The sequence below is a fragment of the Verrucomicrobiota bacterium genome, from assembly GCA_016871495.1.
Classification (GTDB): domain Bacteria; phylum Verrucomicrobiota; class Verrucomicrobiia; order Limisphaerales; family VHDF01; genus VHDF01.
This window is the reverse complement of the sequence record VHDF01000033.1, coordinates 14,782-26,775: the sequence shown is the minus strand read 5'-3', so window position 1 is coordinate 26,775 and position 11,994 is coordinate 14,782. Positions and strand designations below refer to the sequence as shown.

Sequence of the window (11,994 nt, the reverse complement as noted above, 5' to 3'; positions counted from 1 at the left end):
AACCGCCCTGTTGAGATGCAGCCGATGGTTCGGGGTCCCGGTTTACCCTGGGATCGGCGAGCCTTTCACATGACGCGCCCACTTCTCCTTGAACGAGGGCCGGTCCAAGAGCTCGGAATTCAGCACCCCGCTCGGTTTCACGCCGTGTGAAAGATCCACCATCACCTGGCACGCGGCGCGGCCCATGTCGCGGAACAATTCGTCAGTCCACGCAATGCTATGCGGAGCGAGCAACACGTTGTCCAGATCGCGGAAGCGACTCGGCGCGTTGACCGGTTCCTCCACAAAACAGTCCAGGGCCGCCCCCGCGATGCGGCGGTTCTCGAGCCAGGCATAGAGCGCGTCCTCATCCACGATCCCGCCGCGGGCCGTGTTCAACAGATACGCGTCCGGTTTCATCAGGGCCAGTTCCCGGGAGCCAAGCAGGCCGCGCGTCGCGGCGGTCAGGGGGCAATGGATGGAAACAAAGTCCGATTGCCGGAGCAACTGTTCCAGACTGACCAGGCGCGCACCGTGGTCCGCGGCGCTCGCCTCACTCACAAACGGGTCGTAGGCCAACGGGATCTTCATGCCAAAGCCGCGCAGCAGTTCGATGACTTTGCGAGCGATGCCTCCGAGGCCGATCACCCCAAGGGTTCGGTCTCGCAACTCGCGTCCCATGTACTTCGAGCGTTCATCCCACTGGCCGCCACGAACCAGCGCGTCCTTGCGGCGCATATGATGGCTCAGCGCGATCATCCAGCCAATGACGGCCTCCGCCACGGGTCGATCCACCGCGCCCGCAGTGATGGTCACGAGCACGTCGGCGGCGGTGCACGCCTTCACATCCACCGCGTCATAGCCCACCCCAAACCGCGCCATGACGAGCAGGTTGTCCGCGTTCGACACGCTATCGACCGTGACCGCCGGCGTCAGCACCATCACCCCTTGAGCATCGCCAATTTGGTCCGCGCCGATCTGCTTGCGATGCTCCTCGAAAACGCGTGTCTTGATGCGCGGATGCTCTGCGAGCACCGACAAGCCGATGTCCGCATATCTCGGCGCGCCGCTGCTGTCGTAAAAGTCGGAGGTCAGAGCGACGATGAATGGCCCGGAGTTCATGCGGGCGGACTTTTCCCGGTCACCCTCGTTTCTTCCGAGCCGGCAACACGCAAAGGCTCCGGTGGTCGCGGCAACGGCGTCATGGGCAGAGACTCTTCCTCCGGGAAAAACGACGGAGACATAGCCCGGTCGCGGCCCACCATCCCGAGCGCCGCATGGAGTCCGCGCAGGAACAGCCCGCTATCCGTCCCAAGCCCCAACATGCGAAAGCCTTGAAACCGCCGTTCGATCAAGTCTTCGTGGCTGGTCGCAAGGATGCCGCAGTGCTTGCCATGAGCCCGCAAGGTGTCCTTGATGGCAAGCAGTTCCTCCGCCACTCCCGGCCCCTCCCATTGACCGCGAAAACCGGCCGTGGAGGAGTAATCCGCCGGACCGAAAAAGACCATTTCCACGCCGTCCACCTGGGCAAGAGCCGAAATATTGCTTCCCGCAGTGACGGATTCGACGATGGGCACGACCAGCAAGTGGTCGTTGGCTTCCCGGGTGTGTTGCGCCAGGCATTGTCCCCACGCCGTCGCGCGTTCCGCCCCAATTCCTCGAACGCCTTGCGGAGGATAATGGCAAAAGGCCAGAGCCTGCCTGAGTTGATCCGCGGTCTCAATCCAGGGAACCACGACGCCATCGGCGCCGATGTCGAGGGCACGCTTAATCAGGCCGCCGTTCAACTCGGCCACGCGCACCAGCACCACGGTCTCGCTGCGCACCGCGGCGCGAACGTGCTCAAGGATCTCTCTCCAATCCAAATGCCCGTGTTCGGCATCGACGACAATCCAGTCGAGTCCAAGCGCCACGGCCATTTCCGAAATGCTCGCGGATTCCAGAGTGACCCAGAGTCCAAAGATCGGTTCATCCGCTTGGAGCTTTTCCCGAAGCCGTTGGAGAGCCTGGGTCTTCATCCGGTCGCTCGGGACGGTTCATCCCGGTCCAGCGGAGTGACCGGATCGATGAAAACCCACGAAATGGCGCCGATCAGGTAAATGATCCCGGAGACCCAGAAGATTGGTTCCCAGCGGCCACCGGCGGCTTCCCGAATCCAAGGGAGCAGCATGGGTGCCAGGAAACCCGCAAAATTGCCCATCATGTTCATGCTGCCGGAGAGCGATCCGGCGAACTTGCCGCCGACATCCATGCAGGCACCCCACGCGCCGGGCATCACCAAATCATTTCCAAAACTGGAGAGTCCCATCGCAATCATGGCCAGGACTGGATTCTCAAGGTAAGCGGCCAGGACGAACATCACGCCCGCACCGGTCAACCCGAAGTAAGCCATAAAACGCCGGGCCGCGGCGGTGCTTTTCAGCCAGCGGGCGACATGATTCAGAATCAGGCCGCTGACGAGACAGCCGATTCCACCGAAAAACAGGGGCAGCCCGGCAAGCAGCGCGCTCTTGCCCACATCCAACTGCCGGGCCTCCCTGAGATAGGTTGGGAGCCATGTGATGTAGAAATACCAACCGTAGGCCATGCAGAAGTATTGAAGCCACAACATCCAAACGGTGCGATTCCATAGGAATCGTTTCCAAGGGACCGCTGCGTGGCCGGCGAGGTTGGCCTCTGGGGTCCCGATCAGCGCCAGTTCAGCTTGGTTGATGGACGGATGATCCCGGGGGTTGTCGCGAAACCAACGGTAGAAGATTACAGCCCAAACCACGCCCACCATGCCGAAACAAACAAACGTCCAGCGCCACCCCATGATCCCTATCATCCAAACCACCAACAACGGCGTGAAAGCGCCAGCCCAGCGCGCACTCATCCACATGATGCCCTGCGCGCGCACACGCTCGACCGCCGGAAGCCAGAGGGTGAAAATCTTGGTGATATTCGGAAAGGCTCCGGCTTCGCCCAAGCCGAACAGAAATCGATAAACCAGGAGGGAAACGTAATTCGTCGCCACCCCGGTGGCCGCCGTGAAGACAGACCACAAGACGACCACCTTCATCAGGATCCGGCGCGGCCCGCCACGATCCCCCAGCCAGCCCATGGGAATTTCGAACAGCGCGTAGGCGAGTCCGAAAACTGAAAACACCAGTCCCATCTGCTTGTCGGTCAGCGCAAACGCTCCCTGGATGTCCGGCTTGGCCTGCGACATGCAGACGCGGTCCACGTAGGTGATGATCGCCAGCGTGATCGCGAAGACGATCACCCAGTAACGCGTCCGCGTCGGCCCGGACGGTCGGGCTGCTTCCGATTCCTGCATTGGCCCCCTGCCCTTCATCGTGAGGGCAGATGGTAGCCCCGGCTATTCAGACGAATCCGATAGAGGCTCTTGCCCGCCGTGATGTAGAGCAGATTTTCATCTCGGCCGCGACCGAATCCGACATTCGTCGGAATTTCGGTCTTGAGGTAGGCGATCTCTTTCCCCTCGGGCGAGTAGACGCAGATGCCCGGCCGGTTTTCGGCGCGCACCGCGACGTAGAGATTACCCTCCCGGTCGCAGACCAATCCATCCGGACCGTCCTGGGGGGAATAGTCCACGAGGGTCTTTCGAAACGTGGCCGTTCCATCGGCGTGCAGGTCGTAAGCCAGGAGTGCCATCAAGCCCTTGCGAAGCGGCGAGGTGATTTTATCTCCCGGCGACTTCACGCCTTGGTCAAGCCGCTCAAAACCGGTCGCTCCATTCTCGTTGCTGACGACATAGATCGACTTCTGGTCCGGTGAAACGCAGACCCCATTCGCCTTGCCCGCGTCGGAAATAATGCGGTGGATCGACCCATCCAGATCAATGCGATAAACACCGGTCACCGGTTGATCAATCGGCTCATGACCCAGATAGCGCGGATCACTAAAGTAAATGCGGCCCTTTTCGTCCAGGGTCACGTCGTTGGGGGAATTGAGCGGGCGCCCTCCATACATCGCGGCGAGAATGTAGCTCATGCCCGTCCGCATATCGGTGCGGGTCACCCGGCGGCCGCCGAAGTCGGCCATTTCGCAAACGATCATGTCGCCCGCCGCGTCGAATTTGATGCCGTTCGACATCCCGCTGGGCGAACGGAAAATCGTCGTCTTGCCCGTCGCGGGATCGAACCGCCAAATGTGGCCGGCATGGATTTGTCCCCGATCGTTCCGCGACACGTGCGAAAAAGTGATGTCGCTGAAGTAAACCAGACCGTCCATCGCCACCGCGACTCCTTCAGTCAGCGTGATGCCCTCGAAGAGTTTTTCGAGTTTCGCGCCCGGCGGGATGATCGGCTCGGCCGCCCTCGCGACGCCGGCATCCATCGACCAGACGACGGACAACAGCAGCAGAAGGCAACGCTTGCCAAAAACGAGGAGAGAGGGAACGGACTGGAACCGATGCGCCGGCAGAATCCGAATCCAGGGGGAATGAAGTCGATTCATAATTCGGTGGAGACGTTGAGGGAGTGGACGGCTGTTTACCTAGCATGCCTCGGGAAAACAAGAAATAGAATATTCTCCTGATCAATCCCTCTGAACTTTTTGAAGCGCACGCCATCCAACCCGGCGTCCCATCCGGGCCAAGGCCTGACGGAGTCAGACGCCGATGCGACGAGACCTCGCTGGCACCTGCCAGGTCCCCTTCACTTGGCCATGCTCGACAACCCAGACTTCCTGATGAAGAGCCACGGTGGGGCAAATGTGCCATGGCACACCCAAGAGCATGCTCCCGACCGGGAATGCGCCCGCGCGTTCCGTTTGGAGAACGAGATGTTCTTCATTGTGCCCCACGGCAACGGCGTCGGGGAGTTCGGGGAAAATCACCCGGGGATGGGGCATCTCGCTGGCCACCGCCTTGTGGCCCAAATCCAAACAAAGCCGGTCCGCCGCCGGCTTGCTGATCACCCGGGCGAGAACCATCGCCGCAATTTCAAACGGCAGATCCGGGAAGGCCTTCGCGTATCCCGCGTCCCAAAACACGCATGTGCCAGGACTGCACTCCACCCCGGGACGACGAGCATGAATCGGAAACGTCGGAGTCCCGCCAGCCACCACGCGCGGCACGGAATAACCCGCCTTCAGGAGCGCGTCTTTCAACCCTTCCACCAGCGCAAAAGCCGCGTGGCAGGCCAGTGTTCGCTCTTTCAAATCCGTTTGGTGGAGGTGGCCGTCATAAGCATGCAAGCCACCCAACTTCAACCCCGGCATGCCCGCCACCGATCGGCAAAAATCCAAAGCCGACTCCACCGAAACCCCCGTCCGGTGTTGCCCCACGTCGAGATCGATCAAGATCTCGAGCGGAACCCCGGAACTCAAGGATTGCCGGGCGGCCGATCGGGAGGCTTCCAGATCGTCCACCAACCCCGCGAAACGGGTCTGGGGATAGGCCTGGCGCAATTCCAGAATCCGGGACACGGTGGGCCCCACCAGCGGATAGGCGATCAGCACATGGGCCGCTCCCGCTTGCCCCAGCAATTCGGCCTCGGCGACGGTGGCACACTTGAACTGACGGATGCCTCGCTTGCGCTGCATCCCGATCAACTCAACCATCTTGTGAGTCTTGACGTGCGGACGCAACCGGTCGGGACCGCCCGCGATGTCCACCATGCGATCGAGGTTCGCTTCGACGCGTTCCCGATCGAGCAAGAGAGCGGGAGAAGGAACCCGTTCCAGTCCGGCAATTCGAGGCCAGACGTTCATCAGGCCAATTCGAAGATGACTTCGATTTCGACGGTGATATTGCCCGGAAGAGATCCCATTCCCACCGCGCTGCGGGCGCCCACGCCCAGGTCAGCCCCCCAAATCTCAGCGAACAACTCACTGCATCCGTTGATGACCTTGGGGTGATCCATGAAGCCCGGCACCGAGTTCACCATGCCCAGGACTTTCACCACTCGTTTGACCCGGTCGAGGCTGCCGAGGCCTTCGCGCAAGGTCGCCAGGATCGCCAAGCCGGTCTGCCTCGCCGCCGCGCGTCCATAATCCAGGTCGTAACCTTCCCCGATGCGGCCCGCGATCAAACTCTTGTCGGAACGCAGAGGTCCATGGCCCGAGACATAGGCCAGGTGACCGCAGATCACCAAGGGCTTGTAAACCCCAATGGGCTTGGGCGCTGGAGGAAGTTCGAGTTTCAATTCGGCAAGACGGGATTCGGCGCTCATGGTGATAAAGTGGGAGTGGTGTTGAGGTCAGTTCGTGACCCGGGAATGCTCGCGTCGCCCGAATTCTCCACGCAAGCCCATTTTACGCCGCCACTCTCATTTTGAGGAGCGCGGCTGTGTCGGAGACCAGCCGCAGCGCGCGGACAGGTCGGAAGACTCCAAATTTTTCAACAGTACGATGGATCGCCGACCGGGTCTGTTTCGATTTGTCCTGCTTCCTCAGACCCACTCCTGGCTAAAAAAACACAGACTGTTCAAATCGCGCCATCATCCCGCCTGGGGTTGGTTTTCATTCCAACTTCTCAAAACCCGTGTTGGCAACGAGTTAACCCCTTCCATGTCCAGCATTCATGCGAGTTGGCAGACGGGTTGCTAAAGGAGAATCCGCGATCGTCGAACCTCGGTTTTCAAAGCCTCTCGCCGTTCCGAAAACGAGTCCGATGGGTTCGCCTTGAAACCGGCTCCAGCCCGCGAAGCTGGCGCCTCGAACACTGAACATCCGCATGAAGAAAATCGAAGCCATCATCAAACCCTTCAAGCTCGAAGACGTGAAGGATGCCCTCGCCGAAGTCGGCATCGAGGGCATGACCGTCTCCGAAGTGAAAGGATTCGGACGCCAAAAAGGCCACACAGAAATCTACCGGGGAAGCGAATACACCGTGGATTTCCTGCCCAAAATCAAACTTGAACTGATCATCGCGGATCAACGCGTGGACGCGGCGGTCGGCGCCATCATCAAAGCGGCGAAGACCGGAAAAATCGGCGACGGCAAAGTCTTTGTGTCCCCCGTTGAAAATGCGATCCGCATTCGAACCGAGGAAAAAGGAGACCAGGCCATTTAATTCTCCGCCCCCCCGAAAAACATCTCTCTCCATCCTATCATGAAAAAGATTTTCCTCTATTCCCTCTCGCTCGCCTTGCTCCTGCTCCCCGTCATGATCGGCCTGGCCGCCGATGCCCCGGCCAAAGAACCGACGGTCGAGGACCGCCTTGCCGACCTCGAGTCGTACATGAACAACGTCGCCCGGCAAACCAACGCGCCCAGCAAAGTCGCCGGCCCTGGACCCGGCCACAATGCCTGGCAAATGGCCGCGACGGCACTCGTGCTGTTCATGACCCTGCCCGGCCTCGCCCTTTTCTACGGCGGCTTGGTCCGCAAACGGAACGTGCTCTCCGTCATGGCGCAATGTCTCGGCATCGCGGGTCTGGTGACCATCCTCTGGTTCATTTGCGGGTACAGCCTTTCTTTCTCCACGGGCTCGCCTTTCCTCGGCAATCTCGACATGGCCTTCTTCAAAGGCGTCGATGGCAATGGGGTCGGGCAAGGCTACCACTGGATCTCCAATAACGTCTGGGCCATTTTCCAGCTCACGTTCGCGATTATCACTCCGGCGTTGATCGTCGGCGCCATCGCCGAACGCATGAAGTTCTCCGCCATCATACTGTTCGTGCTCCTCTGGATGTTCGCCGTCTATTTCCCCTTCGCCCACATGGTCTGGGCGACGGACGGACTCATGTGCGGCCCTCTCAATCCGAACGCCAAGATCAAAGCGCTTGATTTTGCCGGCGGAACGGTTGTGCATATGACCTCAGGCTGGAGCTCGCTGGTCCTCTGCATCATCCTCGGGAAGCGCCTGGGTTACGGCAAGACCCCGATGCCTCCACACAGCATGGTGCTCTGTATGGTCGGCACCGGCATGCTGTGGGTCGGTTGGTACGGATTCAACGCCGGTAGCGCGCTGGCCGCGGATGGCATCGCCGCCAATGCGTTCACCACGACGACGCTTGCCGCCGGCACGGCGGGATTCGTTTGGGGCATGCTGGAGTATGTCCTGAAAGGCAAGCCCAGCATCCTTGGCTTCTGTTCTGGCATCGTCGCCGGCCTGGTGGTGGTTACCCCCGCGTGCGGCTTCGTCACCCCGAAGGGCGCAATGATCATCGGCGTCGTCGCGGGTGTCATCCCCTTCCTCGCCTGCGCTTATCTTAAGAAAATCCTGGGTTACGACGATGCCCTCGATACCTTCGGTGTTCATGGCGTGGGCGGAACCTTGGGCGCCCTCATGACAGGACTCCTGGCAACCAAAGACGCGAATCCGGTCGTGGGAGGGTTGGCGGATGGATTGCTGCTGTCGCAACTCAAGGCCATTGGCGTCGCGATCGTCTGGCCCGTGGTGGCAACCGCCGTCATTGCCTTCATCGTCAAGGCCGTGGTTGGTTTGCGGCCGACCGAGGAAGTCGAAACCATGGGACTCGACCTCACGGAACACGGCGAAGAAGGGTATCACGGTTAATTCCGTTCCCCGAACGAGACCCGGAGTTTTTATTCCAAACCCACAGCGGCGGCCCTACTTTGGGCCGCCGCTTTCCTTTTTGCCCGGAGGACGGCGCAAATGAATTTCCCGCGTGCCTTTCTCAATCAGCGCCATCGTGCGCTCACCCCCGGGCCAAGTCACCTCCATCGACCCTCCGTCCGCGGGCATGGCTAAAATCAACGCCGCCGCATCTTGGCCGCCGGATCCGTGGCCAACCCGCACCGCGTGGCGGGGCGACATGCCCAGGGTGTCGGTCCATCGAACACTCGCGCCAATTCCCCAGGGATTCCCGGGACCATCTTCCAACCGCACGCGCAAGCCGGCCGCACCTCTGCGATTGCGCAACAAAACGACCTCGTCTCCAGTCTGGGCCACCGCCAGATCAAGGCGTCCGTCCCGATCCCAGTCGCCGGCGGCCAACCCGGCCTGTTCTCCATCCCAGCGCATGCCCGACTCCGTCGAAGTCATGGTTTTAAACCCTCCCTTCCCATCTCCCCGCAACCACAACCCGCGCCCGGCATCCTCGCGATCCGATTCCAGTTTCCTGCCGAAATGATTTTGCGCCAAAACCAAATCGACCTAGCCGTCGCCATCGAAATCTCCCGCCGAGAGCCCGTTTACCGGAGTCCGTTGAGCTTCGCGAGGGAGCGCTTGAGCCTCGAATCGACTCCCCCGATTGTGGAGCACGAGGCTCGACAGAATGGAGGCCTGAAATGCTCTGCCCTCCCCCGGTTCCGCCGCCACCACGCGGTCAAACCCCGCTTCGGCGTAAGCTCGATGAGTGGGAAACTTGCCCAAAATCCACAGTGCCCCGTCCGTGGCTTCTTTCAATGAAAACAAGGGATAGGTCCCCTCGGCGTGCAACGAAGCCACACCCACCCAGTTCATCCCGCCGGCGGGAGTTTCGAAATGAACCAATCGCAAGGGTCGATCAGGCAGGGTCCGCAACTCTGAATTCAATCCCCAATTCCCAAACGCCAAATCCATCCGGCCATCGCCATCGAAATCTCCCGACGTCACACAGGACCACAGCCCCGTTAACCGATCGATCCCCCACCGTGAGGTTTGTTCGACCACGCCGTTCCCACTCCAGCCGAAGATTCGCGGTGACCCCCATTCCGTGGCCAAAACCAACTCCCCATGCCCGTCCCCATCCAGGTCCGAAAAAACCGCGCCGCGAACTAAACCCGCGTCCCACTCCCAAGGCCCAAGGGTCGTCGCGAAACCTTCACCAGTCCGCCCGCCTGCAAATAGTTTCGAGCGCGCGGAGAGCGGATAACGCCCCGCGCGAAATCCCGCTCCACAAAACAAATCCAAAACTCCATCGCGGTTAAAATCGCCCACCGCAAATCGAACCTGCCGCGTTTCGAGCTCAGCCAGCCAGCGGGGCGGCCCCGCATGCTCACTCACCCAAATTTCGGTTCGGGGTGAATCCGTTCCCGAATTCACCACCCGGGCTTCGGCCCAACTCAAGCCGGTCTGGCTCGCCCACTCCAAAATCGCGACTACCTCCGTTCCGCTCGACGGACCCGTGGTCGCATTCTCCGAGGCGCGCTGCCAGGCCCCCGATCCTGACCGCTCCCAAACGGCCTTTGATCCTGGGCCGCTCTCGCCATGCCACAAACGGAAAGGTGCCTCCCGATTCAAATCCACAAGCCCCACCGAAGGTAAAATCCGCTCCGCTTGCCAAGGCCATCCCGGATTCCCATCCACACTGAATGGAACCTCCGCCGTGGTGTTCCGCCCCAGGTTAATCCGGCGTTCCTCGAAGAGTCCCGCCGCGCTTGACTCACCCGCGCTGGACGCTTGTCCCTCCGAAGCAGTCTCGGGTTCATCGATTTCCACCGCGCTGTTTGCCGGCACCCCCTTGAGCAACGATTCTCCCCCACCCCGCCAAGCCACCGCGATCTCCACAGCGGCTCCCGCCTTGCCCGCCGCAAAAACCCGCGCCGGATCGTCGGAAGCCAGGTAACGACCGCCCGCGAGTATCTCCTGCCATTGCGGCGGCAATTCTTCGGCTCGGACCGTGACCTTGGCACCCACCCCGCGAGTGTTCCCCCCACGTCCCCTCAAGCGGATGTGCACTCGCGGCTCACTGGTTTCATTGCGATAAATCAAGGGGGCGTCATTCAAACAGTTGATGACCACATCCAAATCTCCATCCCCATCCAAATCGCCCAGGGCCATGCCGTGGGAAAGTTTCTTGGAATCAAACCCCCACTCCGGTCCGGCGGTCCGAAAAGTAAGGTCACGCTGGTTCCGAAACGCCAAATTCGGAGTCTGCAGGCTCGGATAGGACAAAACATTCGGCCGTTCCGCCTTGGGCTTCGCAGCCATGTCGCGATCGTTCACGTCGTGCGTGTGCCCGTTTGTCACCATAATATCCTCGTAACCGTCGAGATCCACGTCCAGAAAAACAGGCATCCACGACCCATCGGAGGCCTCCAACCCCGCATAATGGGCAATCTCCACCCAGGTTCCATCCCCTCGATTCCAAAACAAAGTGTTTCTCGCAACTTGAAGCATGGCTTGTCGCGGCCCCGGCATCGGCGGTTTCAGGCTCCCGCCTTGAGTCTGGCGCAATCGCCGGACCGGGTCCGTGGCCAGCATTTCCACCACGTACAAGTCAGGCCGCCCGTCGCGGTCGATATCCGCGGCATCAACTCCCATCGAGGCAAACGGCACTCGGCGAAACGCCTCCGGACCGGCTTCCACAAACGCGCCCCGTCCATCGTTGATCCAGATGCGATCCGGCGTTTGAAAATCATTGCAGACGTACAAATCGGGAGCGCGGTCCCCGTTCAAGTCCCGCAACTGCACACTCAAGCCAAAATCCCACGGCGCTTCCAGGGCGGTGCCATCGCGTCTTCGAAACCTCGGTGTGCCCCACGGAACCGCCTTGAACAGGCCCTGGCCGCGATTCTCATAGAGCGTGTCCGGTTCGCCCAACTCCACCAGCTTCCCCTCGATCCAACGCAGTCGGTTGGCAAACCGGCCCACCGGGACCGGACGCCCGTCGACCATACGGTAATGCACGCCCCCCCCCGTCCCGAAGAATCGAGGTTTCGCCGAAATTGCACAAATACACATCCAGCAATCCGTCACCATCGACGTCACCGAGCGCCACGCTCGTGCTTCCCATTCTTGAACTGAGCCCCGCGGCAAAGGTGGAATCTTCAAAGCGGCCCCGCCCGTCATTCAGGTAAAGCTTCAGCCCTTGCGCGTTGAAGGTCACCAGCAAGTCCAGGTCGTCATCACCGTCGACATCCGCCAGGACCGCGCCGCGCGAGAGTTGGCCGGAGATTTCGATTCCTGCTTCACGGGTCACCTCCTTGAATCTCCAGTTCCCGAGATTTCGGAACAAGGCGTTCTTGCCCTCGAGGTTGCAGAAATACACGTCGCACCAGCCATCCCCGTCCACGTCGCCCAAGGCCACGCCGGATCCGTTCATGAGGTTCGCATTCTTCGCCAACAGCGCCGGACTCAGCCGATTGGTGAAGTTCACGCCCAAGGAAATCGGATCG

At 60.8% G+C, this 11,994-nt stretch carries 11 protein-coding genes; 2 read left to right on the top strand and 9 right to left on the bottom strand.

What is annotated here, in order from left to right; translation table 11 throughout:
- Positions 1 to 42: 42 nt before the first annotated feature.
- The 6 genes from FJ404_09395 to FJ404_09370 form a co-directional block, all read right to left on the bottom strand.
- On the bottom strand, positions 43 to 1,101 hold the full coding sequence (locus FJ404_09395; protein ID MBM3823084.1) for a hydroxyacid dehydrogenase: 1,059 nt from the start codon (positions 1,099 to 1,101) through the stop codon (positions 43 to 45).
- A complete protein-coding gene (locus FJ404_09390) occupies positions 1,098 to 1,997 on the bottom strand; it encodes a hypothetical protein (protein MBM3823083.1) in 900 nt (299 codons plus the stop codon). The genes FJ404_09395 and FJ404_09390 overlap by 4 nt, the downstream gene beginning before the upstream one ends.
- Entirely contained in the window at positions 1,994 to 3,298 is a 1,305-nt protein-coding gene (locus FJ404_09385) for an MFS transporter (protein ID MBM3823082.1), read from the bottom strand. The genes FJ404_09390 and FJ404_09385 overlap by 4 nt, the downstream gene beginning before the upstream one ends.
- Positions 3,299 to 3,312: 14 nt before the next feature.
- Entirely contained in the window at positions 3,313 to 4,440 is a 1,128-nt protein-coding gene (locus FJ404_09380) for an SMP-30/gluconolactonase/LRE family protein (protein ID MBM3823081.1), read from the bottom strand.
- 153 nt (positions 4,441 to 4,593) lie between these two features.
- Positions 4,594 to 5,697: a D-TA family PLP-dependent enzyme gene (locus FJ404_09375; GenBank protein ID MBM3823080.1), complete on the bottom strand. Its 1,104-nt coding sequence runs from the start codon at positions 5,695 to 5,697 to the stop codon at positions 4,594 to 4,596.
- Positions 5,697 to 6,158 carry a RidA family protein gene (locus tag FJ404_09370; GenBank protein ID MBM3823079.1) on the bottom strand — a complete coding sequence of 154 codons (462 nt, stop codon included), beginning with the start codon at positions 6,156 to 6,158 and terminating at the stop codon, positions 5,697 to 5,699. The genes FJ404_09375 and FJ404_09370 overlap by 1 nt, the downstream gene beginning before the upstream one ends.
- 503 nt (positions 6,159 to 6,661) lie before the next feature.
- Here FJ404_09370 and FJ404_09365 point away from each other — a divergent pair.
- Together FJ404_09365 and FJ404_09360 are read left to right on the top strand one after the other, a co-directional pair.
- Positions 6,662 to 7,000, top strand: coding sequence for a P-II family nitrogen regulator (locus tag FJ404_09365; GenBank protein MBM3823078.1), 339 nt, complete (start codon positions 6,662 to 6,664; stop codon positions 6,998 to 7,000).
- 39 nt (positions 7,001 to 7,039) lie between these two features.
- Complete coding sequence (locus tag FJ404_09360; protein ID MBM3823077.1) at positions 7,040 to 8,449, top strand: ammonium transporter; 1,410 nt, start codon at positions 7,040 to 7,042, stop codon at positions 8,447 to 8,449.
- Between the two features lie 54 nt (positions 8,450 to 8,503).
- Here FJ404_09360 and FJ404_09355 read toward each other — a convergent pair whose 3' ends face one another.
- Genes FJ404_09355 through FJ404_09345 form a run of 3 tightly spaced genes read right to left on the bottom strand, consistent with a single transcriptional unit; the run spans position 8,504 to position 11,975 of the window.
- The gene (locus tag FJ404_09355) at positions 8,504 to 9,043 is read right to left on the bottom strand and encodes a VCBS repeat-containing protein (GenBank protein MBM3823076.1); all 540 of its coding nucleotides are present in this window, start codon (positions 9,041 to 9,043) and stop codon (positions 8,504 to 8,506) included.
- A gap of 6 nt (positions 9,044 to 9,049) precedes the next feature.
- Positions 9,050 to 11,668 carry a hypothetical protein gene (locus FJ404_09350; protein MBM3823075.1) on the bottom strand — a complete coding sequence of 873 codons (2,619 nt, stop codon included), beginning with the start codon at positions 11,666 to 11,668 and terminating at the stop codon, positions 9,050 to 9,052.
- Entirely contained in the window at positions 11,394 to 11,975 is a 582-nt protein-coding gene (locus FJ404_09345) for a VCBS repeat-containing protein (GenBank protein MBM3823074.1), read from the bottom strand. The genes FJ404_09350 and FJ404_09345 overlap by 275 nt, the downstream gene beginning before the upstream one ends.
- Positions 11,976 to 11,994 lie beyond the last annotated feature (19 nt).

Excerpts from the sequence above, each read along its gene's own strand:
- FJ404_09365 (MBM3823078.1), top strand. The coding sequence starts at position 6,662 with ATGAAGAAAATCGAAGCCATCATCAAACCCTTCAAGCTCGAAGACGTG.
- FJ404_09380 (MBM3823081.1), bottom strand. The coding sequence starts at position 4,440 with ATGAATCGACTTCATTCCCCCTGGATTCGGATTCTGCCGGCGCATCGG.
- FJ404_09350 (MBM3823075.1), bottom strand. The coding sequence starts at position 11,668 with ATGACGGGCGGGGCCGCTTTGAAGATTCCACCTTTGCCGCGGGGCTCA.
- FJ404_09385 (MBM3823082.1), bottom strand. The coding sequence starts at position 3,298 with ATGCAGGAATCGGAAGCAGCCCGACCGTCCGGGCCGACGCGGACGCGT.
- FJ404_09375 (MBM3823080.1), bottom strand. The coding sequence starts at position 5,697 with ATGAACGTCTGGCCTCGAATTGCCGGACTGGAACGGGTTCCTTCTCCC.
- FJ404_09395 (MBM3823084.1), bottom strand. The coding sequence starts at position 1,101 with ATGAACTCCGGGCCATTCATCGTCGCTCTGACCTCCGACTTTTACGAC.
- FJ404_09370 (MBM3823079.1), bottom strand. The coding sequence starts at position 6,158 with ATGAGCGCCGAATCCCGTCTTGCCGAATTGAAACTCGAACTTCCTCCA.
- FJ404_09360 (MBM3823077.1), top strand. The coding sequence starts at position 7,040 with ATGAAAAAGATTTTCCTCTATTCCCTCTCGCTCGCCTTGCTCCTGCTC.
- FJ404_09390 (MBM3823083.1), bottom strand. The coding sequence starts at position 1,997 with ATGAAGACCCAGGCTCTCCAACGGCTTCGGGAAAAGCTCCAAGCGGAT.